The sequence below is a fragment of the Streptomyces sp. NPDC001135 genome (assembly GCF_053598395.1).
The window spans coordinates 30,476-56,497 of record NZ_JBSFKD010000017.1; the positions used below are offsets into that span (position 1 = coordinate 30,476).

A 26,022-nucleotide genomic window follows, 5' to 3' on the forward strand; every position below is an offset into this window, starting at 1 on the left:
CAGTGGCAGGGGTTAGCGTCTTTGACGTGAAGCGATCGACTCAAGCAAACCGGGTGGAACCCATGGCAGGAACCGACCGCGAGAAGGCGCTCGACGCCGCGCTCGCACAGATTGAACGGCAATTCGGCAAGGGCGCGGTCATGCGCATGGGCGAGCGGTCGAAGGAGCCCATCGAGGTCATCCCGACCGGGTCGACCGCACTCGACGTCGCCCTCGGTGTCGGTGGCCTGCCGCGCGGCCGTGTCGTGGAGATCTACGGACCGGAGTCCTCCGGTAAGACGACCCTGACCCTGCACGCGGTGGCGAACGCGCAGAAGGCCGGCGGCCAGGTCGCCTTCGTGGACGCCGAACACGCCCTCGACCCCGAGTACGCGCGCAAGCTCGGCGTCGACATCGACAACCTGATCCTCTCCCAGCCGGACAACGGCGAGCAGGCTCTGGAGATCGTGGACATGCTCGTCCGCTCCGGCGCGCTCGACCTCATCGTCATCGACTCCGTCGCCGCGCTCGTCCCGCGCGCGGAGATCGAGGGCGAGATGGGCGACTCGCACGTGGGTCTGCAGGCCCGCCTGATGAGCCAGGCCCTCCGTAAGATCACCAGCGCGCTCAACCAGTCGAAGACCACCGCGATCTTCATCAACCAGCTCCGCGAGAAGATCGGCGTGATGTTCGGTTCCCCGGAGACCACGACGGGTGGCCGGGCGCTGAAGTTCTACGCCTCGGTGCGCATCGACATCCGCCGCATCGAGACCCTGAAGGACGGCACGGAGGCGGTCGGCAACCGCACCCGCTGCAAGGTCGTCAAGAACAAGGTCGCCCCGCCCTTCAAGCAGGCCGAGTTCGACATCCTCTACGGCCAGGGCATCAGCCGCGAGGGCGGTCTGATCGACATGGGCGTGGAGCACGGCTTCGTCCGCAAGGCCGGCGCCTGGTACACCTACGAGGGCGACCAGCTCGGCCAGGGCAAGGAGAACGCGCGCAACTTCCTCAAGGACAACCCCGACCTGGCCAACGAGATCGAGAAGAAGATCAAGGAGAAGCTGGGCGTCGGTGTCCGGTCGGAGGAGCCCGCCGCCGAGCCGGGCGCGGACGCGGCGGTCACCACCGCGGCCGGCGACGACACCAAGACGGTGTCCGCCCCGGCAGCCGCCAAGGCCACCAAGCCCAAGGCCGCCGCAGCCAAGAGCTGACCCGTGACACGACGAACCGACTGGGCCGAGTACGCGTACGACACCCCCGGCGCCCCCCGGGGGAGGGGCACCGGGGGCTACCCGGACTCCACCTCGGGCGGTGACGACGGATACCGGGACGACGGGCACGGCGAGTACCGCGGAGCGGGGGGACACGGCGATGACGGCCACCTCCAGCCGGGCGACCCGGGCGGCGAGCCGTTCGGGGGTGGCTCGCCCGGCCGCGGCTCCGGCAGTGACGTCGGCCCGCGCGGCGGCCGGGGGCGTGGCCGGCGACGGCGCGGCTTCGGGGACGCGCCCGGTGAGGACGAAGGCGCCCCTTCCTCGTCGAGGGCCGAGCGGGGGGAGTCTTCAGGGGACCCGGCTGAGCGGGCACGGGCGATCTGCCTGCGCCTGCTCACCGGGACCCCACGCACCCGCAAGCAGCTCGCGGACGCCCTGCGCAAGCGGGAGATCCCCGAGGACGTGGCCGAGGAGGTGCTGTCGCGGTTCGAGGAGGTCGGGCTGATCGACGACAGCGCGTTCGCGGACGCCTGGGTGGAGTCCCGGCACCATGGCCGGGGACTCGCGCGCCGGGCGCTGGCCCGGGAGCTGCGCACCAAGGGGGTCGAGTCCGCGCTGATCGACGAGGCCGTCTCCCAGCTCGACTCCGATCAGGAGGAGGCGACGGCCCGCGAGCTGGTGGCCCGCAAACTGCGCGCCACCCGAGGCCTCGACCGGGACAAGCGGCGCCGCCGCCTCGCCGGCATGCTGGCCCGCAAGGGCTACCCCGAGGGCATGGCCCTCCGCGTCGTCCGCCAGGCCCTGGAGGAGGAGGGCGAGGACACGGACTTCCTCGGAGAAGGGGACTACTGAGCCGACGGGGCGGGTCGGCTCCGGATCGCGGGTCTCCCTCAGTTCCTGAAGGTCCTCGGTGGGGTTAACCCCCGCCGAAGACGCCGGGCCACCGCAATGCTCTCCCGGGCACGCACGGACGAACCTGTACGCACGCTCCGGACCACGGCACGCACCGTGTCGAGGCCGGCCGCGTACGACCCCATCCGACGCGTACAACAGAAGAGAGCCCGCTCGATGATGCTGCGATACGCCCTCCGGACAGTCCGCGCCCGAAAGGCGGGATTTCTCGGTGCTTTTCTCGCGCTGATGTGCGCGGCCGCTCTGATCACCGCCTGCGGGACCCTCCTCGACACCGGCCTGCGCGGCACCATCCGCACCGAGCGCTACGCCGCCGCTCCCGTCGTGGTCTCCGGCGACCAGTACGTCCACCAGACCACCGTCAAGCACAAAAAAGGCAAGACCAAGGTCAAGCACAAGGCGAAGCCCATCGCCGAACGCGCCTGGCTCCCGGAGGGACTGCGCACCAGACTCTCCCACGTTCCCGGCGTGGCCCGGGTGGTGCCGGAACTCACCTTCCTCGCCCAGCCGTTGACCCCGGCAGGCACCGGCGGCCGTACCGCCTACGGGCACGCCTGGGAGTCCGCCGCGCTGACGCCGTACCGACTGACCGCCGGCAGCGCGCCCAGGTCCGACGGCGAACTGGTCATCGACAGCGGTCTCGCGGCACGGTCCGGGCTGCGGCCGGGTGACCGGCTCACCGTGCAGTCCACGCGAGCCCCGCGTGATTACCACATCACCGGTATCGCCACCCCGGCCACTGTCGTACGCCACCAGACGTCCCTGTTCTTCTCCGCCGCCGAGGCCCGCCGGCTGGCCGCGCACCCGGGACAGGTCAGCGCGTTCGGCGTGCTGCCGGCCAAGGGGACGGACCCCGAGCGGGTGCGGAACGCCGTGGCGCAGGCTCTGCACGGCACCACCGCCCAGGTCAGCACCGGCGCCGCCCGCGGGCCCGTCGAGTTCCTGGACGCGGCTGCCGCCCGCACCCGGCTGGTCAGCATGGGCGGTGCCATGGGCGGGACCTCGCTGCTGGTGGCGGTGCTCGTGGTCGTCGGCACCTTCGCGCTCACCGTGCAGCAGCGCCACCGCGAACTGGCCCTGCTCCGCGCCATCGCCGCCACATCCGGACAGATCCGCACACTGCTCGGCCGGGAGGCACTGATCGTCGGAGCGGCGGCAGGCACCACGGGCGCGCTGCTCGGGCTGCCGCTGGGGGGCTGGCTGCACTCCAGGTTCGTCGCCCTGGGCGCCGTACCCGACACGCTCGAGCACACCGTCAGTGTCTTCCCGCCGCTCGCCGCCCTCGCCGCCACCCTGCTCGGCGCCTGGGCCGCGGCCCGGATCGCCTCCCGCAGGATCGCCCGGATCCGCCCGACCGAGGCCCTGGCCGAGGCCAGGACCGAGCGGACCCGTCCCGCCTGGGGCCGGATCGCCGCCGGACTGCTGCTTCTCGCCGGTGGAGTCGTCCTCGTCGTCGTCCTCACCTCCCTGCGCACCGAGCCCGCCTCGACTCCCGTGACCTTCCTCGCCGTCGTCGTCCTGTCCACCTCCGTCGCCCTGCTCGGTCCCCTGCTGGTCAGGGCGGCTACGCTGCTGCTCGCCGGCCCGCTCCGGCTCACCGGCCACGGCGGCCGCCTCGCCACCGCCAACCTGCGCGGCAACGCCGCCCGTATGGCCTCCGTCGTCACCCCCCTCACCCTGCTCATCGGCATGACCTGCACCGTGCTGTTCGTCCAGTCGACGCTCGGCGACGCCGCCCGCAGCCAGGTCCGGGACGGCGTCCGAGCCGACTGGGTCGTCGCCGCGCAGGGACCGGGCGTCCCCGCCGAGGCCGCACAACGGCTGCGCGCAGGACACGACACCGTCACCGAGGTCGTCCGTACGACGGTCCGCGTCGGCCTCGACAAGTACCCCGCGCAGGGCGTCACCCCGGCGGGCCTGGCCCGCACCTGGGACCCCCAGGTCACCGCCGGCTCCCTCGAACGGCTCGGTTCCGGCACGGTCGCCGTCAGTCAACTGGCCGCGGACCAGCAGCACGTGAAGCCCGGCAGCACCCTGAAGCTCACCCTCGGCGACGGCACGCCCGCCACGCTCACCGTCGCCGCCGTCTATGCCCGCGGTCTCGGCTTCGGTGACCTCACCTTCTCCCACGACCTCGTCGCCCGCCACGTCGACAACCCGCTCGCCTCCTCCGTCCTCGTCGGCACGACCCGTACACAGACAGAACTCGCGACTACCCTCCGTGAGTTCCCGGGGCTGCGGGTTCTTTCGCCGGCCGATGCCGACGCCCTGCAGGCCGACCGGCAGCGGACGAACGCCGAGGTCAACTATCTCGCCATGGGGCTCGTGCTGGCGTTCACCGCCATCGCCGTCGTCAACACCCTCGCCATGTCCGTGGCGGAGCGTGTCCGGGAGTTCGCCCTGCTCCGCCTCGCCGGCGCGACCCGCCGTCAGGTGCTCCGCATGCTGCGCACCGAGGTGCTGTCCGTCCTGTTCCTCGCCACCTCGCTCGGCAGCGGGATCGCGCTCGCCGTGCTCACCGCGTTCAGTGCCGGGATGACGGGCCGGGCGGCGCCGACGGTCACGCCCCTGCTCTATGTCGCCGTCGTGGGGATCGCCGGCCTCCTCGCGCTCACGGCCAGTGCCCTTCCGGGGCGGGCGGTACTCCGGGTGCGGGCGGTGACGGTGGCCACGGCGAAGGAGTAGGAGCCGGCGAGGTCCCCGCCGCCCGGGATCAGGGGCGTGCCGGCTCCACCGGGAGTCCCTCCGCCCGCCACGCCTGGAAGCCGCCCACCAGGTCCGTTGCCCGGTGCAGGCCCAGTTGGTGGAGGGAGGCCGCGGCGAGGCTGGAGGCGTAGCCCTCGTTGCAGATCACCACGGCGCGCAGGTCGTGGCCGGTGGCCTCGGGGACGCGGTGGCTGCCCTGCGGATCGAGGCGCCACTCCAGTTCGTTGCGCTCGATGACGAGGGCCCCGGGAATCAGCCCGTCCCGCTCGCGCAGGGCCGCGTACCGGATGTCGACCAGCAGCGCCTCGCCCGTCCGCGCCGCCTCGTGCGCCTCACGTGCCTCGATGCGCCGGTAGCCCGCGCGCACCCGCTCCAGCAACTCGTCGATGCCGACCGGCGGTCGGCCGATGGTCCCGCTCACTGCCAGTCCTCCGGGCGTTCGACCTGCTCCAGGCGCAGCATCTGGCCGGTGCGGCTGTAGCGGCGGATGCGCGGCAGCGGCGGGTAGTAGGCGTGGACGGAGATCGCGTGGCGGTCGCGGGACTCGTTGAGGACCTCGTGGACATGGTGGCGGCCGAAGGTGCGGCCCTGGCCGGCCGGCAGCCGGCGTTCGCGGTCCACGTGCTCGGCGAGTTCCAGGGTCTTCCAGCCGTCGGTCGGCAGCCGGGCGGCGAGCGAGTTCTCCCTGAGCTCACCGGAGGCCGTGAGGAACGCGCCGACCGAGTCGGCGTGGTCGTGCCAGCCCGTGCCGGTGCCGGGCGGCCAGCCGATCAGCCAGGCCTCGCTGCCGCCCGGCCCCTCCAGCCGCACCCAGGTGCGGCCCTCCGGGTCGAGGGGGAGGGAGGCGATCAGCTCGGTGTCGGCGGCCGTACGCCGCACGAAGTCGAGGAGGTCCGTCTGTGTGGGTGCCGAGCCGACGGCAGGCGAGACGGAAGGAGAGGGGACAGACACGTACACACCGTCCTGAAGAGCGTTCGCGGAACGGGCGCACGACGGCGCCCGGAAAAAGGGGAGGCGAATTCAGCAGGACGGGCGACACACGCAGCCCGCATAGCGGACGAGGTCCATATGGACCCTCCGCCACAGGCGCACGCAGGTGTCGGTCATGGTCCGGAGTACAGCATGTCGGTGCACTTCGGTCAACTCACTGTCACCATCTGGACGGAGGGTGACAGGGCGCACGGTCAGCGCACGCCGGAGCCGGCCTCCGCCCCCGCCTCCTCCTTCTCGTTCTCCTTCACCGCGCCGCCCAGTGTCGCCTCCGCCGCCGCGTACAGGTCGGCCGGGCGGACCCCGCTCAGCGCGGTGACCAGGTGGCCGTCGGGGCGCACGAGCAGCACGCTGTGCGCCGGCGCACCCGGGTAGCTCTCGGCGACCAGCAGCTCGGCGGGGTGCGGCAGCGCGGTCACCGCGGCGGCGAGCCGGGGCATCACGCCGGCGGAGACCCAGTGCTTGCGGTCCCACACACCCGTGCCCGGGGCGATCAGGACGACGAGGAGGGCGCCGCGACCGAGCCGGTCGCGTAGTTGCACGAAGGAACCGTCCTCCGCGGTGACCCGTACGTCGGTGACCTGCGCGCCGGGCGGGGTCTCGACCGGGATCTCGGCCTCCAGGTGCCGGGGCGCCAGCGGAGAGTCGGCGTACGCCCCCGGCGCACCGAGCGGCCCGCGCCCCAGGTGACCGTCCGTGAGCAGCACATCGTGGCCCCGGGCCGTGCCCGGGACGATCTGACGCAGCCCGCCGGCGCCGCGCAGCACCGGCAGCACCTGGTCGGCGGCGCGCAGCCGGGCGGCGACCTGCGCGCGCCGCTCGGTCTGGTAGCTGTCCAGCAGCGCCTCGTGCGGGCCGCGGTGCCAGGTCACGCCCAGCTTCCAGGCGAGATTGTCGACGTCCCGGAGGCCCTCGTCGAGCCCTTGGGTGCCGAGTGCGCCGAGGAGATGGGCCGCGTCCCCGGCGACCAGGACCCGGCCGACGCGCCATCGGCGGGCCAGCCGGTGGTGCACCGTGTGGACACCGGTGTCGAGCAACTCGTACGCCGGTGCGGGGCCGTCCGTCCAGGCCGCGAGGGTCTCGCGGATCCTGGCCACCAGGATCTCGGGCGTGACGAGGTCCTTGCCCGGTGGCAGCAGCCAGTCCAGGCGCCACGCGCCGTCCGGGAGGGGGCGGGCGATCACCTCCCCGGCCGGGGGCCCGGACTGCCGCCACGGCGGCATCCGATGGAGCAACGCACGGCCCTCCCACGGCAGTTCCACCCGCAGCGCGGCCACCGCGTGCCGCTCCACCGCCGTACGGCCCGGGAAGCGGATGTCCTGGAGTTTGCGCACGGTGGAGCGCGGCCCGTCGCAGCCGACCAGATAACTGCCCCGCCACCAGGTGCCCTTGGGTCCGCGGGTGTGCGCGGTGACGCCGGAACGGTCCTGCTCGATCCCGTCCAGACGGCTGTCCACGGCCGTCCTCACCAGCGGCTCGTCGGCGACGGCCGCGCGCAGGGCGCCCGTGATCACATGCTGGGCGATGTGCAGCGGGGCGGCGAGGTCCGCCTCGCCGAAGGTGATCTCGCTCATCACCTGCTTGCGCCGCAGGGACCGCCATCCGGCCCAGCGCACGCCGTGCTCACCGAGCGCCACCCCGGACAACCGTTCCAGCAGGGCGGCCGTGTCCTCGCGCAGCACGACGGTGCGCGCCGGGCGGGGTTCGTCCTTGCCGGGGCCCTCGTCCAGGACGATGGACGGCACGTCCTGGCGGGCCAGCGCCAGGGCGAGCGTGAGCCCGACGGGCCCCGCTCCGACGATGATCACCGGATCCACGGCGCGGCGCCTCCTGCCCGTGACGATGCCCTGACAGGGACAAGTGAACAGGAAGGTGGAGCGGGGTGCACGATCACAGAACGTATGCAACCCATTGGCAGAGTTTGCGTCAAGCGACCGGGGGCAGTGGCGATCACACCACTGCCCCCGGGTGGCTCATGTCACCTGAATGAGCGTCAGTTCCCTTGGCCGTCGCCGCGGTGACCGCCGACGAAGGGGCCGCTGAGGTCCACGCCGCCGACGGCGCCTCCGGCTCCGGTCGCCGCCGTACCCGCGATGTCCGCCACGTCCTGGAACCCCAGCACCGCGCCGGTCGACTTCTTGCGCCTCCGCAGCCGGCCCTCCAGCCAGCCGGCGAACGAGGTCAGGGAGAAGTTGATGAGGATGTAGATCACCGCCACGACGGTGAGGGAAGCGATGATGTTGCCGTAGTAGCCGGCCATCGTGTTGGCCGAGGACAGCAGTTCGGGGAAGGTGAGGACCGCGCCGCCGAGGGCGGTGTCCTTCACGATGACCACCAGCTGGCTGACGATGGCCGGGAGCATCGCGGTGACCGACTGCGGCAGCAGGATGAGCCGCATGACCTGACCCTTGCGCAGGCCGATCGCCATGGCGGCCTCGGACTGGCCCTTCGGCAGGGTGAGGATGCCCGCGCGGACGATCTCCGCGAGCACGGACGCGTTGTACAGCACCAGACCGGTCACGACCGCGTAGAACGGACGGTCGTCCGAACTGACGTCGGTGTACTGGGCGAAGAGCGCGAGCCCGAAGATCATCAGGACCAGGACGGGGATCGCCCGGAAGAACTCGACCACGATCGCGGCCGGCACACGCACCCACACGTGGTCCGAGAGCCGGGCGATACCGAGGACGGCACCCAGCGGAAGCGCGATGACCATCGCCAGCGCCGCCGCCTCCAGGGTGTTCTCCAGACCGGGCCAGATGTACGTCGAGTACGCCTCGGTGCCGCTGAAGAAGGGCTTCCACAGGGCCCAGTCCAGCTGTCCCTTGTCGTCGAGAGCCTTGTACACCCACCACACGACGGCCGCCATGGCGACCAGGAAGAGCGCTGTGTACAGGACGTTGCGCCGCTTGGCGCGCGGGCCCTGGGCGTCGTACAGAACCGAAGTCATCGCTTGACCGCCACCTTCTTGCCCACCCAGCCGAGGATCAGACCGGTCGGCAGGGTCAGGCAGACGAACCCGAAGGCGATGACCGCGGAGATCGCCAGCAGCTCTGCCTCGTTCTCGATCATCTTCTTCATCAGGAAGGCCGCCTCCGCCACGCCGATCGCGGCGGCCACCGTCGTGTTCTTCGTCAACGCGATCAGCACGTTGGTCAGCGGGCCGACGGCCGCGCGGAAGGCCTGCGGCAGCACGACCAGGAACAGCACCTGGGTGAAGCTCAGACCGATGGCGCGGGCGGCCTCCGCCTGGCCGACCGGCACCGTGTTGATGCCGGCCCGGATCGCCTCGCACACGAAGGTCGCGGTGTAGACGGTCAGACCGAGCACGGCCAGCCGGAAGCCCTGGATCTCGAAGTCGTGCGCTCCGAGGGTGATCCCCAGCGTCTGGCTGAGGCCCAGCGAGGAGAACAGGATGATCACCGTGAGCGGGATGTTCCGCACGATGTTCACGTAGGCGGTGGCGAACCCGCGCATCAGCGGTACCGGGCCCACCCGCATGGCGGCCAGCAGAGTGCCCCAGACCAGGGAGCCCGCGGCCGACAGCAGCGTCAGCTGCACCGTCGTCCAGAAGGCTCCCAGCACGTCGTACTTGTCAAGAAAGTCGAACACTGTCTCCCGCGCTTCCGCGTGTAAGGATGCCCCGGTGCGCCGCCGTCAGGAGCGGCGCACCGGGCCGGGGTTGCCTCAGCTCTTGATGTCGCCGATCTTCGGGGCGGGCTCGTTCTTGTAGTTGGCCGGGCCGAAGTTCTTCTGCACGGCCGCCTTCCAGGAACCGTCGGAGACCATCTCCTCGAGGGCCTTGTTGATCTTGGCCTTGAGGTCGCTGCCCTTCTTGACGCCGATGCCGTAGTTCTCGTTGGTCATCTTGAAGCCGCCGAGCTTGAACTTGCCCTTGAACTGGGGCTGGGCGGCGTAACCGGCGAGGATCGAGTCGTCCGTGGTGAGGGCTTCGATGGCGCCGCTCTGCAGGCCCGACATGCAGGCCGAGTAGGTCGGGTATGTCACGAGGTTGGGCTTGAGGCCCAGCTTGGTCTTGAGGTTCTGGGCCGAGGTCGAGCCGGCCACCGAACACAGGTTCTTGCCGTTCAGGTCCTTGGGGGACTTGATCTTGTTGTCGTCCGTGCGTAGCAGCACGTCCTGGTGGGCCAGCAGGTAGGGACCGGCGAAGTCCACCTTCTGCTGACGCTCCGGTGTGATCGAGTAGGTCGCGGCGATGAACTGCACGTCACCGCGCTGCAGCATGGTCTCGCGGTCGGCGCTCTTCGACTGCTTCCACTCGATCTGGTCGGCGCTGTAACCGAGCTTCTTGGCGACATAGGTGGCCACGTCGACGTCGAAGCCCGCGTAGCCCTGCGGGGTCTGCTGGCCGAGTCCCGGCTGGTCGAACTTGATACCGATGGCGATCTTCTTGCCGCCGCCGGAGCCGTTGTCGTCCTTCTTGCCGCCGCCGCACGCGGTGGCGCCCACGGCGAGGGCGAGTACGGCGGCCGAGGCGGCGGTGACCTTGCGGAGCTTCATGCTGAACATCCTTCGAATGGTGAGGAACGAGGTCCGTGGGAAAAGGCGACCCAGGGCGGTCCGGGTGGCGTGCCGTCAGTGGTGCAGGATCTTGGACAGGAAGTCCTTGGCCCGGTCGCTGCGCGGGTTGCTGAAGAACTGGTCGGGCGCAGCCTGTTCGACGATCCGGCCGTCGGCCATGAAGACCACACGGTTCGCGGCCGATCGTGCGAAGCCCATCTCGTGGGTGACGACGACCATCGTCATGCCCTCGCGGGCGAGCTGCTGCATGACCTCGAGGACCTCGTTGATCATCTCGGGGTCGAGGGCGGAGGTCGGCTCGTCGAAGAGCATGACCTTCGGGCCCATCGCCAGCGCGCGTGCGATCGCCACGCGCTGCTGCTGGCCGCCGGACAGCTGGGCGGGGTACTTGTCGGCCTGGGTGCCCACGCCGACCCGGTCGAGCAGGGCCCGGGCCTTCTCCTCGGCCTGCTTCTTGTCCGTCTTGCGGACCTTGAGCTGCCCCAGCATCACGTTCTCGAGCACGGTCTTGTGCGCGAAGAGGTTGAAGGACTGGAAGACCATCCCGACGTCCGCCCGCAGCCGCGCCAGCTCCTTGCCCTCCTGGGGCAGGGGCTTGCCGTCGATCGTGATGGTGCCCGAGTCGATCGTCTCCAGGCGGTTGATGGTGCGGCACAGAGTCGACTTTCCGGACCCGGAGGGCCCGATGACCACAACGACCTCGCCGCGGGCGATCGTCAGGTCGATGTCCTGGAGTACGTGCAACGCGCCGAAGTGCTTGTTGACGCTCTTCAGGACGACCAGTTCGTCGGACGTGACCACAGTGTCTTCCTTGGTCACCGATACATTGGTCATCGCTCTCGGGCTCCGTCCTCCTCGGTTTCGGAGGACAGTAGTGAGGCGCTGTGACCTGCGTCATCACATCTGAGGGAGATCTGAGCATCACGATCCGATAGCAAACGGACACGTGTCGTAGCACTTGCCCCCCGTGCGCGTATCGGCCGCATAACGGAACCGACGGGCAACCGGAACGCTCTTGACGCCGTCCTAGTCCATCGGCGTCACTGCCATGGTGCACGCGCGCGTGAGCTACACACGGCGCGCGAACCCAGACCGTACGACCGCTGAACCGGAGGGGGCCGGAGTGAGACTGCTGCTCGTCGAGGACGACAACCACGTCGCCGCGGCCCTGTCCGCGGTGCTCGCGCGACACGGCTTCGACGTCACCCACGCGCGCAGCGGCGAGGAGGCCCTCCAGGCGCTCGTCCCCGAGGGCGCCGGCTTCGGCGTGGTCCTGCTCGACCTGGGCCTGCCCGACCAGGACGGCTACGAGGTCTGCGGCAAGATCCGCAAACGCACCAGCACCCCGGTGATCATGGTCACCGCCCGCTCCGACGTCCGCTCCCGCATCCACGGGCTCAACCTGGGCGCCGACGACTACGTGGTGAAGCCGTACGACACCGGCGAACTGCTCGCCCGTATCCACGCCGTCAGCCGGCGCACCGTCCAGGACGAGCCGGGGACCGGTGGCGAGAGCGCCCTGCACCTCGGTCCCGTGCACATCGAACTGCCCACCCGGCAGGTCACCGTGGACGGTTCGGTTGTCCAACTGACCCGCAAGGAGTTCGACCTGCTCGCCCTGCTCGCGCAGCGGCCCGGCGTGGTCTTCCGGCGGGAACAGATCATCAGCGAGGTCTGGCGCACCAGTTGGGAGGGCACCGGCCGCACCCTGGAAGTGCACGTCGCCTCGCTGCGCGCCAAACTGCGCATGCCCGCGCTGATCGAGACCGTACGCGGCGTCGGCTACCGGCTCGTCGCCCCGGCCGCCTAGCGGGGACGGGTGCGCACACGGCTCCTGCCGCTGCTCATCATCCTGATGGCGGCCGTCCTCCTCGCCCTCGGGCTTCCGCTCGCCCTCAGCCTGGCCGCCGCCCAGCAGCAGAAGGTCGTCGTCGACCGCATCGACGACACGGCACGCTTCGCGGCGCTCGCCCAGTTCGTCACCGCCGGTCCCAGCGGGTCGCGCCGCACCGGCACCGACGAGCGCCTGGAGGCCCTGCGCAGCGAACTGGACAGCTATTACGGCGTCTACGGCATCCGCGCCGGCGTGTTCTACCGCAACGGCTCGGCGATGGCCAACGCCCCCGGCGACTGGTTCGTACCGCGGAGGGGGGAGATGCGGGAGGCCTTCGACGAGGCGCTGCTCAGCCGGCGCAGCCACGACCCCAAGCAGGTGTGGCCCTGGCAGCGGAGCCGGCTGGTCGTCGCCTCGCCGGTGATCCGGGACGGGGACGTCGTGGCGGTCGTGGTCACCGACTCGCCCACGGGGCAGATGCGTTCGCGGACCCTGCGCGGCTGGCTGCTCATCGGGGCCGGCGAGAGCGCGGCGATGCTGCTCGCCGTCGGCGCGGCGCTGCGGCTGACCGGCTGGGTGCTCAGACCGGTACGGGTGCTGGACGCCACCACCCACGACATCGCCACCGGGCGGCTGAAGTCCCGCGTCGCGGTCGCCGGTGGCCCGCCGGAACTCAGACGGCTGGCCCGTTCGTTCAACGAGATGGCGGACAACGTCGAGGACGTGCTGGAGCAGCAGCGGGCCTTCGTCGCGGACGCCTCGCACCAGTTGCGCAACCCGCTCTCGGCGCTGCTGCTGCGTATCGAACTGCTCGCCCTCGAACTCCCCGAGGGCAACGAGGAGATCGCCTCGGTCCGCACCGAGGGCAAGCGTCTCGCGCAGGTCCTGGACGACCTGCTCGACCTGGCGCTGGCCGAGCACGCCGACGCGGATCTCACGCTGACCGACGTCGGGGCGCTCACCGAGGAGCGGCTCGCCGCCTGGTCACCGGTCGCCGAGACCAAGGGGGTCCGGCTGACCGGGGACTGTCCGCCCACGACCGCGTGGGCGGACCCGATCACCCTGTCCAGCGCCCTGGACGCGGTGATCGACAACGCCGTGAAGTTCACCCCCGAGGGCGGCACGGTGGAGGTCACCGTCGTCGCCGACGGCGACACCTCCTCGGTCGTCGTCACCGACACGGGGCCCGGCCTCACCGACGAGGAACTCGCGCGCGTCGGCGACCGGTTCTGGCGCAGTGGCCGCCACCAGAACATCAAGGGCTCGGGTCTGGGCCTGTCCATCACCCGAGCCCTGCTGGCGGCGGGCGGCGGCTCGATCGAGTACGCCCACCATGAGCCACGGGGGCTGCGGGTGACGGTGTCGGTGCCTCGGCAGGGGGATTCCTGAGGAGGGAGCCGAGCCAGGGGCGGCACGGGAGCCGGGGCCGGCCTCGCCGGGCCGGTGAGGGGACGGGTGCGGTCCGGCTGGTGGCCGTGGCCGCCTGCGGCGGTTCTTGCGCGGCCCGGACGCCGGCCGGGGCCTTGGGCCGACGGTCCTTCACGTCCGCTGGGCGGTGGGTGGTGGAACGGGGCGGGGTGCGGGGCGGCGGCCCTGGCTCACTCGGCCAGAGGACCACTGCTGGTGCCCGGTCCCTGCTCCGGGGCCCGCCGACCGAAGGTCTCGCCTCGGGCTAGGGCTTCATCGAGCGGTAGTAGCGTCGGGCGCCCTCCTGCAAGGGCAGGGGGTCGGTGTAGATGGCGGTGCGCAGGTCGACCAGTTGGGCGGAGTGGACATGGGCGCCGATGCCGTCGCGGCTCTTGATGACGGTGCGGGTCACCCACTCGGTCAGCCGGGGGTCGACGTCCGTGCGGGTCATCAGGAGGTTGGACACGGCGATCGTCGGGACCTCACTGCCCTGTTGCACGGTCGGGTAGGCCGACTCGGGGATGTTGGTGGCCCGGTAGTAGCGATCGGCCTGGCCCTCGCCGTGCAGCTTGGTGACGAGGTCGCCCTCGATCGGCACGAACTTGAAGGCGGACTTCTTCGCCAGCGTGACCAGCCCCTTGGTGGGCAGACCGCCCGACCAGAAGAAGGCGTCGATCTTGTGCTGCGCCAGCTGGTCGGGCCCGGTGTCGATGCCGTCCGCGGCCGGGACGATGTCCTTGCGCGGATCGATGCGGGCGGCCTTCAGGATCCGCTCGGCGATCAGCCGCACCCCCGAGTCGGGCAGCCCGGTCGCCACCCGCTTGTGCCGCAGGTCCGCGATGCTCCTGATGTCCGAGTCCCTGCGCACGACGAGTTGCACATAGTCGTCGTAGAGCCGGGCCACCCCGCGCAGCCGCCCGGCGCCGCGCCCGTGTGCCAGCTGGTACGCCTCCACCGCGTCGGCCGCCGCGATGGTGAAGTCGGCCTCGCCGGTGGCCACCCGCTGCACGTTCTCCTGCGAACCGGCGCTGTTGAGCAGCTTCACCTTCAGGTCGGGCATGTCCTTGGCGAACTCGGCGCGCAGCCGCTCGCCGTACTCCTGGTAGACCCCCCGGGGAGTGCCCGTGCTGAAGACGATCGTCCCGCTCGGCGGCTTCTCGCCCAGCGGCAGCAGCCACCACAGCAGCAGCCCGAGCAGCACGGCACCGGCGACCGCGGCGGGCAGCGCCCGGCGCCGGCCGATTCGGGGGAACACCTTGGACATGCGGCGATCCTGCCAGGCCGGGAGCGCCGCTGACCAGGGCCGAGGTCACTCCGGACCCGGAGGCGGACCGCGGGGCTCTGTCAGTGGCGGCCGTTACAGTCGTCGCATGAGCACTTCTCCCGCCGGCCTCGTCCGTGAGTTCCACCGCGCCTTCGGCCTCGACGCCCGCAGTACGCCGACGGAGGTGGACCCCGAACTGGCCGCGCACCGTGGGGAACTGCTCGCCGAGGAGGCCGCGGAGGTCGCCGAGGTGGCGGTCGACGGCCCGCTGGACAAGCTCGCGCACGAACTGGCGGACGTGGTCTACGTGGCGTACGGCACGGCTCTGGTCCACGGCATCGACCTCGACGAGGTGATCGCCGAGATCCACCGGGCCAACATGAGCAAGCTCGGCCCGGACGGGCAGGTCGCCCGCCGGGCCGACGGCAAGGTTCTCAAGGGGAAGCACTACCGGGCGCCGGACGTGTCGTCCGTCCTGCGCCGCCAGGGCTGGACATCGGCGGCGCAGGACGGTTCTCCGCAGGCGAGCGCACAGGAGCTTTCGCCGCCGAGCGCCTAGAAGGTGCCGCCCGCCAGCTTCCACTCGCGGTTCAGGGTGCCCAGCGGGATGCTCCGCTGGATGACCGGTGTGCCGAAGACGGACAGTTGGAGCCGTAGGGTCCCGGACAGGTCGACCCCGCCGTACACCTCCCAGGTGCCCTTGGCCTTCACCCCGCCGCCGTCGGATGAGGTGGTGACCGTGCCGGAGGCCTCGCCGCGCAGATACGGGGCCAGGTCGGCGGTGACACCGACGGCGCCGTAGAGGCCGACCGAGGCCTCGGCGCCGAGCGCCGTCTTCACCGTCCCGGCGGTGGTGACGGAGGCGTGCACGGGCGTGCTCGTCATGTTCGACGAGTTGACCGGTGTCCAGCCCTTGGCCGGTCCGAAGGTGCCGCCCGCCTTGAAGTCGCCCTTGAGGTTCTGCTCGACGTCGACGGTGACCTTTCCGTCGCCGCTGATCTGGAAGTAGCACGTCAGATCGAGGTTGACGACGACGGGGACGGGGCCGACCTGCAGGACCGGGTCGGCGTGCAGCTTGGCGAAGGGGATCCGCAGCGGGGTGCCGGTGCTCATGGCGGCCCGCCCCCTGACCGCCCAGCCGGAGGTCCAGTCGCCGGAGACGCCGAGGAAGGCGGAGCCGGGCGGCGCGTCGGTTCCGGCGCCGCCGTAGGTGAAGTCGACCTGCGGGGCGACCTGGACGAATCCGTGCACCGAGGCGGTGGCCGGGGCGGGGGTGTCCTGGGCCGTCGGTATGCCGGCGCTCACGTCGAGGCGGAGGCTGCCGAGCGGCACCGTCGCCCCCTTGGGGCCGACGTGCACGTCACCGGCCTTCGCCCAGGACACCTTCACATCGGGGAGCAGCTTGTCGACGGTGAAGGACGACGGGTCGACCGGCACCTCGCCCTTCGCCGTCTCGTCGCCGAGCAGCGCGTTGAGCGTGGCCGGTTCCGTCTGCACCTCGGTGCCGCCGTCCTTCTCGCCGACCACCTTGGTGACCTTGGCGAGCAGTCCGTGCGGCGCCCCGGGCGCGGGCGCACTGGCGATCACGTCGCCGACGGCGGCCTTGTGCGGGGTGCCGGAGGGGGCGGGGGAGGGAGAACCGTGTGAACTCCCCGGGTGCGCGGGCCTGTCGGAGAGCACGGCCCGCCGGGTGTGGCCGTCGTACGAGCTGATGGCGAGGGCCGTCTTGTGCGCCCGCCGTCCGGAACCGGCCGGTCCCGCCGTGGCGGTGGCGGTGGCGGCGGTGGTGGGAGCGGCGGCGACGGCGAGCGAGCGGTCCGCGTCGTCGGCGGGTTTGTCGGCGACCCTGACCTGCGGGCGGCCGTTCCCGGTGGTTCCCGACGGTTCGGCGTGCGGCGGGGGCGAGGAGCAGCCCGTGGCGATGAAGAGGGCGGTTACGGCGAGGGCGGGCAGCAGGGCGCGTCTGTGCCGCATGCGTCTGCGCATGGAAGGTCCTGTGTGGAGTGGGGGGTGGCAGAGAGGTACCGGGCAAGCGGGCTACTCAGAGGTAGAACCGGCCGGTAACTCGTGACGAGCCCTGAGCATGCCATGCCCGTGTGCAGGGTTCCCTCACAAACCGGCCACAACTCAACGTGACCTGCACCACGGCGAGTTCGGTTCCGCCGTGACGGAAACAGCCGAACCGGCAGGCGGGTTGGCGGGCGGGCCGGGCTTCGCGGGTCAGCGGCCGGCCAGGCCCGTTCCGCCGAGCCGGGCCAGCAGGGAAGACAACCGGGCGATGTCCTCGGCGCTCCAGGCCGGGGCGGTGAAGATCTCGGTGGCGGTCTCCTCGGCCGTGACGCGCATCTCCCGCAGTCGCCGTCGGCCGGTCGTGGTCAGCGACGCGTAGGCCACGCGCGCGTCCCGGGCGTCCGCTTCGCGGGTCACCAGCCCGATCCGCTCCAGCGGGGCCAGCCCGCGCGTGACCCCGGACGCCGTCAGGCCCAGTGCCTCGGCCAGGTCGACCCGGCGCATGCGTCCCCCGGGCGCCTGTCCCAGCCGTAGCAGCAACGTGAAGTCGGCGAGGCTGACGCCGTGCAAGCCGCTCAGCCGGGAGTCGAAGCGCCGTACGAGCGCCGCCTGGGCCCGTACCAGCCGCAGCGCCGCGTCCAGGGTGTCACTCATCGCCGCAGCTCACGTCCCTTCCGCGCCCGTCCCGGCGTTCACGCCGGTGGTCATTGCGATGTCCTTGAGTACTCAAGTTCATACACTGTTCGAACGGGCCGCGCGCCGCTGCCGTTTGCCCATCGGCGCCTGGGAGAGGTCCTCGGCGGTGGAACGGAGGTGCTTGAAGCCGTAGCCGCGCTCGGCCAGCCAGGCCTTCGCCGTCTCCTCGGCCCGCTCGGTCGCCTCCAGGATGTCCTCTTCTTCCTCCCCGGTGTCGGAGAAACGGAAGACGAAGGCCGGGCGCGCGGCGATGTCGTAGGTGAGGGTGCCCTCGGACGTGAACGCGGCGCGCAGCACGTCGTGCTCGGCGGCGTCGGCCAGCAACGCCGCCCGCTGGGCGTCGGTGAGGCCGTCGAAGACGCCGCGGACGGTGATCCGGAAGGTGCGTGTACTCATCCCGCGACCCTAGGCTCAGCGGGCCCGCCGCCTCCACCGGATTTCCGCGGGCACCACCGCGTCGTGCCGTCACCGTCATTCACCGTCAGTCACCGGAAGCGGCTCCCGGTGCCCGGCCGCCCTGGAGCGCGATGGCGCTGAGGCACGGCTCGGTCCTTCCGGAGCGCCTACGCTGGAGCCGTGGAGGCGGTGGCTGTTCCATGCGGTACGTGGCGGTGAGTGCGCTGAGCCATCCCGGGCTGCTTCGCGAACGGAACGAGGACAGCCTCGTGGCCGGGCCGTGGACCCTGTGCGCCACGGTGACGGAGAGTCCGCAGACCCTGGTCTTCCCGCTCGGCACGCCCCTGGTCGTCGCCGTCGCCGACGGGCTCGGCGGGCATCCCGGCGGCGACGTGGCCAGCGCCCTGGTGGCCCGCCGGATCGCGTCCATCGGAGCCGCCATGAGCAGCGAGGACGCCGTCCGCGACGCCTTGAACGGCTGCAATCGCGTCGTGTACGAGGCCGCCGGCGGCGACGCGGGAGGTGCGCTGTCGGCCATGGGGACGACCATCGCCGGCACCGTCGTACAGCCCGGCTCCCTGCTGGTGTTCAACGTCGGCGACAGCCGGGTCTTCGCGGTCTCCCGTGACGGGTTGCGCCAGGTGAGCGTCGATGACAGCCCTCCCCTCGAACCCGGCCGCCGTACCACGTCCATCGTCACCCAGTGCCTGGGCGGCAGCCGCTCGTACCGTGCCATCCGCCCGCACGTGACCGCCGCGCCGCTGTCTCCCGGCGACCGCTACCTCATCTGCACCGACGGTCTGACCGATCCCGTGCCGCAGGAGGTGCTCGACGAGGTGATACGTGAGCACGACGACGGCCGGGCGGCCTTCGAGCTGTGGAAGGCCGCCATCGGCGCGGGCGGCCCCGACAACATCACGCTGGCGGTCGTGCGCATCGCGGACGCATAGGGATCGCCGCGTCCGCCGGTTCGGTCCGGCCAAGCCGGTCGGTGCGCCGGTTCGTCGCCGGTTCGGTCCGCCGGTTCGGTCTCAGGACCGCCTACGGTGGATACATGACCGAGATCGTCGTCTACGAAGTCGACAAACCGGTGACACCGCGCTCCTCCACCGGATCGACGAGTGGCGTGGAACGGCGCGTCCGCAAGGTGCACGTGGCCCCCGCGGCCCCGGGTTCGCACACCACCGCGGGACCGCGGACCCTCTGCGGCAAGGACACCTTCGCCATGGAGACGGCCCGCTGGACGCCCTCCGAACAGCCCGGAGCGCCCTGGTACCCGGCGGAATACGCATCCCTGGCCTGCCCGGAGTGCGCTGCCGTGATCGAGATCTGACCGGCGCACCGGCCTGCCCGGCATCGCCGGGCCACCGTGCTCCGGCCGCTCAGCCTCGTTCCACGTACTCCTTGAAGTGCTCCAGATCGCTGCGGACGAGCCGTTGGATCGCGTTGGTCTGTGCGAACCCCTTGGGCCCGCCGAAGGTGACCCGGACCGTGCCGGGGTCGTACTCCAGCCGCGCCTGGATCCGGGTGTGGTTCTGGTCGATCGGCTGCACCGAAAAGGAACCCGTCAGTTCGGGGGTGCTCGTGGTGAGCCACTCCATCACGCGCTCACCGCGGTCGGTGACCTCGGCCTCGATCTCCCGGGCCCGGCCGCCTGCCTCGACGTCCAGATGGGCACGGCCCCCCGCCTCCGTACGCGCGCCCCGTACGCCGTCCAGGAAGCGCGGATAGTTCTCCACCCGGTGAAGTGTCTCCCAGGCCTTGTCGACCGGAACCCCGACGTCGACGTGCAGTTCGAGGGTGCTCATGGCTCACCTCCATGTGCGGCTCATGGCGCATGCCCTTCTGCTTACAGTGTGCGCCAAGCGGGAGGGGAGACGAGCCGGGACAGGGGCGACAGGGCTCTTCCGGCGGCGCGCCGGCAGGACGGCCGTCGGCAGCCCGGCCGTGCGCCGGCGACCGGTGGTGATCACGGGGGGAAGGGGCGGGCGGGGGTGGCGGGGTTTGTCCGCCGCGTTCTGCCCCCACGAGAGGACGCCGGAGCGTTCCTAGGGCTCGAACGGCCATGGCGGCAGGGTGCGTTCGCGGTGACGGTGCTGAGTCTCCGGCCGGGCCACCCACCGTAGTCTGCATGCGGCTGAGGACGGTGACCGGACGGAGGAGTTCGCTTGTTACGACTTCAAGCGGTGAGCAAGCGCTATGGCCGTGGCGACTGGATCCTGCGAGACGTCGATGTGGAGATCCCGGCGGGAGAGGTCGTCGCGTTCACAGGGGGAAACGGTTCGGGGAAGTCGACGCTGCTGCGGATCGCGGTGGGCCTGTCCCGGCCGACCCGCGGCCGGGTGACCGCGCGGCCACCGGTCGTGGGCTATGTGCCCGACCGTTTTTCCCCCAACGAACGCATGTCGGCGGTGGCCTACTTGACCCATGTGGGACGCGTGCGCGGGCTGACCACCCCGGTCGCCTCGTCGCGGGCGCACGGGCTGCTGGACAGGCTGGCGCTGGTGGGCGGCAGGCAGACCCCGCTGCGGAGCCTGTCCAAGGGCAACGCCCAGAAGGTGGCGGTGGCCCAGGCCCTGTTGGTGGAGCCCGGGTTGCTCGTCCTCGACGAGCCGTGGTCGGGGCTGGACGCCGACGCCCACGGTGTCCTGGCCGAGATCATGACCGAGGTCGCCGACACCGGGGGAACGGTGATCTTCACCGACCACCGCGAGTCGGTGACGCGGGCCCGTGCCACTCGGACGTACGGCGTCAGCAAGGGCCAGGTGTCGTTGCGCGGGCCGGAGTCCCGGGAGAACGGGCACCGGCCCTCCTGCGACGTCGTCCTGACCGCGTGCCCGGGCGGCCGCGTGCCACAGGACCTCGTCTGGGAGGAGCTGGACGGCGTGCTGACGGTGAGCCGCACGGCCCCGGGCGTCCGGGTGAGAGTGGCCCGCGAGACCACCGACGCCCTGCTGCTCACCGCGCTCCAGCACGGCTGGTCGGTGGAACGGGTGGTGGGGACGGCGGTGGAGCTCCTGGCGCGGGACGCCGCGACGACGACGAAAGGGGGCACGCGGTGATCGCCCTCATCCGCTACACGTTCGCCACCGTGCTGCACACACAGCGCTACGTCGCCCCGTTGCTGCTGTTCATGGGGCTGATGGGCGTGCTGACGGTGAACGGCAGCGGCCCCTTGCCCCCCGCGTACGCGTCCTCCGCCGGTGCGCTGTTCGTCTGCTCGACCTGGTTGACCGTCGCGCTGATGAGCCTGGACGAACCGGCACAGCGGGCGATCGTCGTCGTCTCGTCCGGCGGCCGGTCGCTCAAGGTCCTGCTCGCGGCGATCGGCACGGCTCTGCTGAGCTGTCTGGTGCTGATGGTCTTCGGCCTGCTCTTCCCGTTGTGGATGGGGCGCTACCACGTCACCGTGGGCGATCTCCTGCTGGGAGTCGAGGCCCAGCTCACGTGCGCGTTCGTGGGCATCGCCATCGGCGTGCTGTGCTCGCGGCCGGTCTTCGGGCGCCAGGGGTACGCGGTGCTGTCCGCCGTCGCGCTGCTGATGGCAGCCCTCTTCGTCAAGGGCATGCCCCCGGTCAACCGACTCTTCACCCTGATGTCGACGACGCCCCACGCGGCGAAGCTGCTGGCTCCCACGGCCGGCATGCTGGCGATCGCGGCCGGGATCCTGGTCGCGTTCACGGCCGTCACCCACTTCGTCGCCGCGCGGAGGGAGTGACGACCGGGAGGCGGGCTGTTCGAGCTCGGACGCGTGGAATTCGAGCTCGGACGCGTGGAAGCGGCGTCGCCGCTTGTCGCGGCACCGGTTCGCCGGTACCGCGATGCGCCGCTCCGTGCGGGCCGGCAGGGGCCGCCCTTCCGGGCCGGCCCGCGGATGCCCGCCGCCCGCACCGTGGCGGCGGCCCTGCGCGGTCCGCCCACGACCGCGACGCCGTGATCGGGATCCGACCGGGTGAACACCCTGGGCCGGTGGGCTGCCCCGGCGAGCGCCTACCCTTGAGCCATGACCAGCAGCAGTGACCGGGCCGGAGCGGTGGACGAAGTGGACGTTACTCGAAGCTACGAGATCCGCACCTATGGGTGCCAGATGAACGTCCACGACTCCGAACGGTTGGCCGGGCTGCTCGAAGACGCCGGGTACGTGCGGGCCCCCGAGGGATCGGACGGGGACGCGGACGTGGTCGTGTTCAACACGTGCGCCGTCCGCGAGAACGCCGACAACCGGCTCTACGGCAACCTCGGCCGGCTCGCGCCGAGGAAGGCCTCCCGGCCCGGCATGCAGATCGCGGTCGGCGGCTGCCTCGCGCAGAAGGACCGGGACACCATCGTGAAGAAGGCGCCCTGGGTGGACGTCGTCTTCGGCACGCACAACATCGGCAAGCTGCCGGTCCTGCTGGAGCGCGCCCGCGTGCAGGAGGAGGCGCAGGTCGAGATCGCCGAGTCGCTGGAGGCCTTCCCGTCCACCCTGCCGACCCGGCGCGAGAGCGCCTACGCGGCCTGGGTGTCGATCTCCGTCGGCTGCAACAACACCTGCACCTTCTGTATCGTCCCGGCCCTGCGCGGCAAGGAGAAGGACCGCCGCCCCGGCGACATCCTCGCCGAGGTCGAGGCGCTGGTCACCGAGGGCGTCTCCGAGATCACGCTGCTCGGCCAGAACGTCAACGCCTACGGCTCCGACATCGGCGACCGCGAGGCCTTCAGCAAGCTGCTGCGCGCCTGCGGCAACGTCGAGGGCCTGGAGCGCGTCCGCTTCACCTCCCCGCATCCGCGTGACTTCACCGACGACGTCATCGCCGCCATGGCCGAGACGCCGAACGTCATGCCGCAGCTGCACATGCCGCTGCAGTCCGGTTCGGACACGGTCCTGAAGGCGATGCGCCGCTCGTACCGGCAGGAGCGCTACCTCGGGATCATCGAGAAGGTGCGCGCCGCCATCCCGCACGCCGCGATCACCACCGACATCATCGTGGGCTTCCCCGGCGAGACCGAGGAGGACTTCGAGCAGACCCTGCACGTCGTCCGCGAGGCGCGGTTCGCGCAGGCGTTCACCTTCCAGTACTCCAAGCGGCCCGGCACCCCGGCCGCGACCATGGAGAACCAGATCCCCAAGGAGGTCGTCCAGGCGCGCTACGAGCGGCTCGTCGCCCTCCAGGAGGAGATCTCCTGGGAGGAGAACAAGAAGCAGGTCGGCCGCACGCTGGAGCTGATGGTCGCCGAGGGCGAGGGCCGCAAGGACGGCGCCACGCACCGCCTGTCCGGCCGCGCCCCCGACAACCGGCTGGTCCACTTCACCAAGCCGGAGCAGGAGGTCCGTCCCGGTGACGTGGTCACGGTCGAGGTGACGTACGCCGCCCCGCACCACCTCCTCGCGGAGGGTGCCGTCCTCGGCGTGCGCCGCACGCGTGCGGGAGACGCCTGGGAGAAGCGCAACGCCGCCGAGGCCGCCAAGCCGGCGGGTGTCATGCTGGGCCTGCCGAAGATCGGCGTACCGGCCCCGCTGCCGGTCGCCACGGGCTCCGGCTGCGGCTGCGACTGACCCGGCCCAGCCTGACTACTTGTCGACAATGTGCACACGGGGGACGGGGACGGGCTGATGCCTCGATGGGCGCTGCTGCTGGACAAACCGCCGGGTGAGGGGCCGTACCGCAGGCAGTACGAGCTGATGGCCACGATCGACGGCACGCGCGAGGAGGCCGAGGCACGGTTCGGGGAGCTGGTACGCCTGTACCAGCCCCGGCACCCGCGGTATCCGGTGCGGATGCGCCGGTACCGCACCGGTGACGGCTGGATGCTGGTCGGGGACGGTTCGGCCGGCGGGGTGTTCACGTACCACTTCCTGTTCACCGAGCTGGAGTGGGACTCGGGACCGATCACCTACTGACCACCGGAACACCGGGCTGCCGGACCGCTGCGCTGCGGGGCCGCCGAAGCGCTGCGCTGCGGGACCGCCAGGCCGCGATCCGTCTGATCGCCACCGGTCGGGCCCGCCGACCGTGAGGGCGTCAGACTGTCGAGGTGTCCGACCGGCGACCGCGGGCCGCCGCCGCCCTGATCGCCCCTGATCGCCACCACCCGCCTGATCGCTGCCGGGCCGTCAGGCCGTCCGACCACTGGTCCCGGACCTGCCGGATCCCCGACCGCCACACCAGTCCGCCGGACGGCCACGGCGTCGGACCGCCCGACCGCGTACCCTGCCGCTCATGCTTGTCGCCGCCGCAGTCTGTCCCTGTCCTCCGCTGCTCGTACCCGAGGTCGCCGCGGGTGCCGCACCCGAGATGGACGACGCGCGCTCGGCCTGTGCCGACGCGCTCGGTGTGCTCGCGGCGGCCCGCCCGGACCTCCTGGTGGTGGTCGGACCCGCCGAGCAGGGCGGGCGCGGATCGTTTCCGCAGGGCGCCCGGGGATCCTTCCGCGGGTTCGGGGTCGACCTGGACGTACGGCTCGGTCCCGTGACGGACCCCGTCGCCGGACGCGAGCTGCCGCCTTCGCTGGCGGTCGGCGCGTGGCTGCTGCAGCGGACGGGGTGGGCGGATGCCCCGATCGAGGGGCTCGGTGTCGGGGAACCGCTCGCGCCTGAGCGGTGCATCGAAGTCGGCAGGGAGATCGGCGCCCGGGCCGGGCGGGTGGCGCTGCTGGTGATGGGGGACGCCAGCGCGTGCCGCACGGTCAAGGCCCCGGGTTACCTGGACGAGCGGGCCGCACCCTTCGACGCGGAGGTCGCGCGGGCGCTGGGTGCGGCGGACGTGGCGGCCGTCCAGGCACTGGACGCCGGGCTGGCGTACGAACTGAAGGCCTCCGGGCGGGCCCCCTGGCAGGTCCTGTCCGGCGCCGCCGAGGGCGCGGACCTCGCCGGCGCGCTGCTGTACGAGGACGCGCCGTACGGCGTCGGGTACGTGGTCGTGACCTGGTCCTAGCGACTTCGTGCCGGCGACCTGTCCCCCGCGAGGGTCGTCGCGGCCCCTTGGCCCGGCGGCGTACGGGGTGGCGATCTGGCGCTGCCCGGGTACGGGGAGGCGATCCGGCCCCGGCGGGGTCCGTCTCGGCCACGTGGCCCCAGCTGGGTTGTCGATCACTGAGCGGGCCGGGCGAGGGTGCCGGTGCGGGGAGATGACCGCGAGGCGGCGGCGTCCGGCGGACCGGGCAGGCCCGGTCAGCCGGCGGGCAGTGGCCGGTTCCCGTGCGGGTGCAGGCGGTCGGTGAGGAAGGCGAGGATCTCGTCACGGGCCCGGACCGTGGGATGGCCGGCCTCGTCGACGAGATGGGCGGTGACGACGCTGTGCGGGGTGCCGACCAGGTCGGCGAAGAAGGGCGGCGGGGCCGGGTTGGCGGCGCTGTCCGGCAGGACGCGCCCGTCGAAGGCGTCGCCGAGCAGCGCGCGGTAGGCGGCGAACCGCTGCCCCGTGCACCAGCGGTCGCCCTCGAAGCGGTAGGCGAGGACGGTGAGTCCGTCGCGGTCGAGCCGGTCGCGCACCGCGCGCGCGTCCGCCGCGTCGAGTTCCAGTCCGCCGGGGTCGTCGAGCGGCAGCGACGGGTGGTTGACCACCGGGGCGATCACCGCCGGCTCCAGGGCCATGGTGAGGGCGAAGTTGCCGGTGAAGCACAGGCCGATCGCGCCCACCCCCGGCCCACCGCACGCGCTGTGGGCCTGGCGCGCCAGGCCGCGCAGCCAGACCGTCACCGGGCTGGTGCCGCCCCCGGCGAAGGCGCGGAACTCCGCGCTGACACAGGCGCGGCGGACTACGTCCCGGCCGCCCTCGACCGTGGGGAAGGCGCCGTCCGTCCCGAACAGGGAGGGCACATGGACAGTGAAGCCCGTGTCCCGCACCCAGCGTGCGAGCCGCAGGACGTCGGGACTGATGCCCGGCATCTCGGGCAGCACCACGACCGCGGGCCCGGCCCCGGCCACGTACACCGTCTTCTCCACCCCCTCCACGGCCACGCTCCGGCGGGTGAAGTCGGTCATCGGATCGTCGTCGCTCATGGGGCCAGCCTGGTCCTGGGGCCGCCCGCCGGGTGAGGGGCGGGATCGCCGAGGCCGGGGGTAATCTCGCCACACGCGATCGGGCGAGCGG

27 protein-coding genes are annotated in these 26,022 nt (G+C 71.7%); 13 read left to right on the top strand and 14 right to left on the bottom strand.

The window, feature by feature from the left end; translation table 11 throughout:
* Positions 1 to 62 precede the first annotated feature (62 nt).
* The 3 genes from recA to ACWC94_RS21350 all read left to right on the top strand — a co-directional run bounded on the left by recA (position 63) and on the right by ACWC94_RS21350 (position 4,790).
* A complete protein-coding gene (gene recA, locus ACWC94_RS21340) occupies positions 63 to 1,190 on the top strand; it encodes a recombinase RecA (protein ID WP_450798381.1) in 1,128 nt (375 codons plus the stop codon).
* Positions 1,191 to 1,193: 3 nt separating this feature from the next.
* Entirely contained in the window at positions 1,194 to 2,045 is an 852-nt protein-coding gene (recX, locus tag ACWC94_RS21345) for a recombination regulator RecX (RefSeq protein ID WP_450798382.1), read from the top strand.
* 216 nt (positions 2,046 to 2,261) lie between these two features.
* Positions 2,262 to 4,790: an ABC transporter permease gene (locus ACWC94_RS21350; RefSeq protein WP_450798383.1), complete on the top strand. Its 2,529-nt coding sequence runs from the start codon at positions 2,262 to 2,264 to the stop codon at positions 4,788 to 4,790.
* 28 nt (positions 4,791 to 4,818) lie between these two features.
* Here the strand turns inward: ACWC94_RS21350 and ACWC94_RS21355 are convergent, their stop codons facing one another.
* The 8 genes from ACWC94_RS21355 to ACWC94_RS21390 form a co-directional block, all read right to left on the bottom strand.
* Positions 4,819 to 5,238, bottom strand: a complete 420-nt coding sequence (locus ACWC94_RS21355) for a rhodanese-like domain-containing protein (RefSeq protein WP_450798549.1) — start codon at positions 5,236 to 5,238, stop codon at positions 4,819 to 4,821.
* The gene (locus tag ACWC94_RS21360) at positions 5,229 to 5,762 is read right to left on the bottom strand and encodes a cysteine dioxygenase (protein ID WP_450798384.1); all 534 of its coding nucleotides are present in this window, start codon (positions 5,760 to 5,762) and stop codon (positions 5,229 to 5,231) included. The genes ACWC94_RS21355 and ACWC94_RS21360 overlap by 10 nt, the downstream gene beginning before the upstream one ends.
* Positions 5,763 to 5,831: 69 nt before the next feature.
* The gene (locus ACWC94_RS21365; RefSeq protein WP_313960178.1) at positions 5,832 to 5,918 is read right to left on the bottom strand and encodes a putative leader peptide; all 87 of its coding nucleotides are present in this window, start codon (positions 5,916 to 5,918) and stop codon (positions 5,832 to 5,834) included.
* A 77-nt stretch (positions 5,919 to 5,995) separates the two neighbouring features.
* Entirely contained in the window at positions 5,996 to 7,618 is a 1,623-nt protein-coding gene (locus ACWC94_RS21370) for an FAD-dependent monooxygenase (protein ID WP_450798385.1), read from the bottom strand.
* Between the two features lie 176 nt (positions 7,619 to 7,794).
* Positions 7,795 to 8,751 (bottom strand): amino acid ABC transporter permease, encoded by a 957-nt coding sequence (locus ACWC94_RS21375; protein ID WP_450798386.1) that lies wholly within the window; start codon positions 8,749 to 8,751, stop codon positions 7,795 to 7,797.
* Positions 8,748 to 9,413 carry an amino acid ABC transporter permease gene (locus ACWC94_RS21380; protein WP_450798388.1) on the bottom strand — a complete coding sequence of 222 codons (666 nt, stop codon included), beginning with the start codon at positions 9,411 to 9,413 and terminating at the stop codon, positions 8,748 to 8,750. Before ACWC94_RS21380 ends, ACWC94_RS21375 begins: the two co-directional genes overlap by 4 nt.
* A 75-nt stretch (positions 9,414 to 9,488) precedes the next feature.
* Positions 9,489 to 10,322, bottom strand: coding sequence for a glutamate ABC transporter substrate-binding protein (locus ACWC94_RS21385; RefSeq protein WP_450798389.1), 834 nt, complete (start codon positions 10,320 to 10,322; stop codon positions 9,489 to 9,491).
* 75 nt (positions 10,323 to 10,397) lie between these two features.
* Positions 10,398 to 11,177 (bottom strand): amino acid ABC transporter ATP-binding protein, encoded by a 780-nt coding sequence (locus ACWC94_RS21390; protein WP_450798391.1) that lies wholly within the window; start codon positions 11,175 to 11,177, stop codon positions 10,398 to 10,400.
* Positions 11,178 to 11,466: 289 nt separating this feature from the next.
* Between ACWC94_RS21390 and ACWC94_RS21395 the strand changes: the two genes are divergently transcribed.
* Both ACWC94_RS21395 and ACWC94_RS21400 read left to right on the top strand, forming a co-directional pair.
* Positions 11,467 to 12,153, top strand: coding sequence for a response regulator transcription factor (locus ACWC94_RS21395; protein ID WP_450798392.1), 687 nt, complete (start codon positions 11,467 to 11,469; stop codon positions 12,151 to 12,153).
* A gap of 9 nt (positions 12,154 to 12,162) precedes the next feature.
* Positions 12,163 to 13,566, top strand: coding sequence for a sensor histidine kinase (locus tag ACWC94_RS21400; protein ID WP_450798393.1), 1,404 nt, complete (start codon positions 12,163 to 12,165; stop codon positions 13,564 to 13,566).
* A 283-nt stretch (positions 13,567 to 13,849) separates the two neighbouring features.
* On the opposite strand, the gene ACWC94_RS21405 is transcribed toward ACWC94_RS21400, so the two are convergent.
* Positions 13,850 to 14,848, bottom strand: coding sequence for a TAXI family TRAP transporter solute-binding subunit (locus tag ACWC94_RS21405; RefSeq protein ID WP_450798394.1), 999 nt, complete (start codon positions 14,846 to 14,848; stop codon positions 13,850 to 13,852).
* Positions 14,849 to 14,954: 106 nt separating this feature from the next.
* Between ACWC94_RS21405 and ACWC94_RS21410 the strand changes: the two genes are divergently transcribed.
* A complete protein-coding gene (locus tag ACWC94_RS21410; protein ID WP_450798395.1) occupies positions 14,955 to 15,407 on the top strand; it encodes a pyrophosphohydrolase domain-containing protein in 453 nt (150 codons plus the stop codon).
* Here ACWC94_RS21410 and ACWC94_RS21415 read toward each other — a convergent pair.
* The 3 genes from ACWC94_RS21415 to ACWC94_RS21425 form a co-directional block, all read right to left on the bottom strand.
* Positions 15,404 to 16,834 carry a hypothetical protein gene (locus ACWC94_RS21415; RefSeq protein WP_450798396.1) on the bottom strand — a complete coding sequence of 477 codons (1,431 nt, stop codon included), beginning with the start codon at positions 16,832 to 16,834 and terminating at the stop codon, positions 15,404 to 15,406. The genes ACWC94_RS21410 and ACWC94_RS21415 overlap by 4 nt on opposite strands.
* 234 nt (positions 16,835 to 17,068) lie before the next feature.
* Positions 17,069 to 17,512 (bottom strand): MarR family winged helix-turn-helix transcriptional regulator, encoded by a 444-nt coding sequence (locus tag ACWC94_RS21420; RefSeq protein ID WP_450798397.1) that lies wholly within the window; start codon positions 17,510 to 17,512, stop codon positions 17,069 to 17,071.
* A 78-nt stretch (positions 17,513 to 17,590) separates the two neighbouring features.
* Complete coding sequence (locus ACWC94_RS21425) at positions 17,591 to 17,950, bottom strand: DUF6204 family protein (protein ID WP_450798398.1); 360 nt, start codon at positions 17,948 to 17,950, stop codon at positions 17,591 to 17,593.
* 200 nt (positions 17,951 to 18,150) lie between these two features.
* On the opposite strand from ACWC94_RS21425, the gene ACWC94_RS21430 reads away from it, so the two are divergent.
* Together ACWC94_RS21430 and ACWC94_RS21435 are read left to right on the top strand one after the other, a co-directional pair.
* A complete protein-coding gene (locus ACWC94_RS21430) occupies positions 18,151 to 18,900 on the top strand; it encodes a PP2C family protein-serine/threonine phosphatase (RefSeq protein ID WP_450798399.1) in 750 nt (249 codons plus the stop codon).
* A 104-nt stretch (positions 18,901 to 19,004) separates the two neighbouring features.
* Positions 19,005 to 19,283, top strand: a complete 279-nt coding sequence (locus ACWC94_RS21435; protein WP_450798400.1) for a hypothetical protein — start codon at positions 19,005 to 19,007, stop codon at positions 19,281 to 19,283.
* 49 nt (positions 19,284 to 19,332) lie between these two features.
* Here the strand turns inward: ACWC94_RS21435 and ACWC94_RS21440 are convergent, their stop codons facing one another.
* A complete protein-coding gene (locus ACWC94_RS21440; protein WP_450798401.1) occupies positions 19,333 to 19,758 on the bottom strand; it encodes an SRPBCC family protein in 426 nt (141 codons plus the stop codon).
* Positions 19,759 to 20,136: 378 nt separating this feature from the next.
* Between ACWC94_RS21440 and ACWC94_RS21445 the strand changes: the two genes are divergently transcribed.
* The 5 genes from ACWC94_RS21445 (at position 20,137) to ACWC94_RS21465 (ending at position 24,864) form a co-directional block, all read left to right on the top strand.
* Complete coding sequence (locus ACWC94_RS21445; RefSeq protein WP_450798402.1) at positions 20,137 to 21,012, top strand: ATP-binding cassette domain-containing protein; 876 nt, start codon at positions 20,137 to 20,139, stop codon at positions 21,010 to 21,012.
* On the top strand, positions 21,009 to 21,668 hold the full coding sequence (locus ACWC94_RS21450) for a hypothetical protein (RefSeq protein WP_450798403.1): 660 nt from the start codon (positions 21,009 to 21,011) through the stop codon (positions 21,666 to 21,668). The genes ACWC94_RS21445 and ACWC94_RS21450 overlap by 4 nt, the downstream gene beginning before the upstream one ends.
* A 285-nt stretch (positions 21,669 to 21,953) precedes the next feature.
* Positions 21,954 to 23,486: a tRNA (N6-isopentenyl adenosine(37)-C2)-methylthiotransferase MiaB gene (gene miaB, locus ACWC94_RS21455; protein ID WP_450798404.1), complete on the top strand. Its 1,533-nt coding sequence runs from the start codon at positions 21,954 to 21,956 to the stop codon at positions 23,484 to 23,486.
* A 57-nt stretch (positions 23,487 to 23,543) separates the two neighbouring features.
* A complete protein-coding gene (locus ACWC94_RS21460; protein ID WP_450798405.1) occupies positions 23,544 to 23,831 on the top strand; it encodes a hypothetical protein in 288 nt (95 codons plus the stop codon).
* A gap of 319 nt (positions 23,832 to 24,150) precedes the next feature.
* Positions 24,151 to 24,864, top strand: coding sequence for a class III extradiol dioxygenase subunit B-like domain-containing protein (locus tag ACWC94_RS21465; RefSeq protein ID WP_450798406.1), 714 nt, complete (start codon positions 24,151 to 24,153; stop codon positions 24,862 to 24,864).
* Between the two features lie 236 nt (positions 24,865 to 25,100).
* Here the strand turns inward: ACWC94_RS21465 and ACWC94_RS21470 are convergent, their stop codons facing one another.
* Complete coding sequence (locus ACWC94_RS21470) at positions 25,101 to 25,931, bottom strand: dienelactone hydrolase family protein (protein ID WP_450798407.1); 831 nt, start codon at positions 25,929 to 25,931, stop codon at positions 25,101 to 25,103.
* Positions 25,932 to 26,022: the final 91 nt, after the last annotated feature.

What these genes read in the sequence shown, in the direction of transcription:
- miaB (WP_450798404.1), top strand. Translation starts at nt 21,954, where the DNA reads ATGACCAGCAGCAGTGACCGGGCCGGAGCGGTGGACGAAGTGGACGTT.
- recA (WP_450798381.1), top strand. Translation starts at nt 63, where the DNA reads ATGGCAGGAACCGACCGCGAGAAGGCGCTCGACGCCGCGCTCGCACAG.
- ACWC94_RS21420 (WP_450798397.1), bottom strand. Translation starts at nt 17,512, where the DNA reads ATGAGTGACACCCTGGACGCGGCGCTGCGGCTGGTACGGGCCCAGGCG.
- ACWC94_RS21375 (WP_450798386.1), bottom strand. Translation starts at nt 8,751, where the DNA reads ATGACTTCGGTTCTGTACGACGCCCAGGGCCCGCGCGCCAAGCGGCGC.
- ACWC94_RS21470 (WP_450798407.1), bottom strand. Translation starts at nt 25,931, where the DNA reads ATGAGCGACGACGATCCGATGACCGACTTCACCCGCCGGAGCGTGGCC.
- ACWC94_RS21465 (WP_450798406.1), top strand. Translation starts at nt 24,151, where the DNA reads ATGCTTGTCGCCGCCGCAGTCTGTCCCTGTCCTCCGCTGCTCGTACCC.
- ACWC94_RS21385 (WP_450798389.1), bottom strand. Translation starts at nt 10,322, where the DNA reads ATGAAGCTCCGCAAGGTCACCGCCGCCTCGGCCGCCGTACTCGCCCTC.
- ACWC94_RS21430 (WP_450798399.1), top strand. Translation starts at nt 18,151, where the DNA reads ATGCGGTACGTGGCGGTGAGTGCGCTGAGCCATCCCGGGCTGCTTCGC.
- ACWC94_RS21435 (WP_450798400.1), top strand. Translation starts at nt 19,005, where the DNA reads ATGACCGAGATCGTCGTCTACGAAGTCGACAAACCGGTGACACCGCGC.
- ACWC94_RS21415 (WP_450798396.1), bottom strand. Translation starts at nt 16,834, where the DNA reads ATGCGCAGACGCATGCGGCACAGACGCGCCCTGCTGCCCGCCCTCGCC.
- ACWC94_RS21460 (WP_450798405.1), top strand. Translation starts at nt 23,544, where the DNA reads ATGCCTCGATGGGCGCTGCTGCTGGACAAACCGCCGGGTGAGGGGCCG.
- ACWC94_RS21410 (WP_450798395.1), top strand. Translation starts at nt 14,955, where the DNA reads ATGAGCACTTCTCCCGCCGGCCTCGTCCGTGAGTTCCACCGCGCCTTC.
- ACWC94_RS21440 (WP_450798401.1), bottom strand. Translation starts at nt 19,758, where the DNA reads ATGAGCACCCTCGAACTGCACGTCGACGTCGGGGTTCCGGTCGACAAG.
- ACWC94_RS21390 (WP_450798391.1), bottom strand. Translation starts at nt 11,177, where the DNA reads ATGACCAATGTATCGGTGACCAAGGAAGACACTGTGGTCACGTCCGAC.
- ACWC94_RS21350 (WP_450798383.1), top strand. Translation starts at nt 2,262, where the DNA reads ATGATGCTGCGATACGCCCTCCGGACAGTCCGCGCCCGAAAGGCGGGA.
- ACWC94_RS21405 (WP_450798394.1), bottom strand. Translation starts at nt 14,848, where the DNA reads ATGTCCAAGGTGTTCCCCCGAATCGGCCGGCGCCGGGCGCTGCCCGCC.
- ACWC94_RS21365 (WP_313960178.1), bottom strand. Translation starts at nt 5,918, where the DNA reads ATGACCGACACCTGCGTGCGCCTGTGGCGGAGGGTCCATATGGACCTC.
- ACWC94_RS21425 (WP_450798398.1), bottom strand. Translation starts at nt 17,950, where the DNA reads ATGAGTACACGCACCTTCCGGATCACCGTCCGCGGCGTCTTCGACGGC.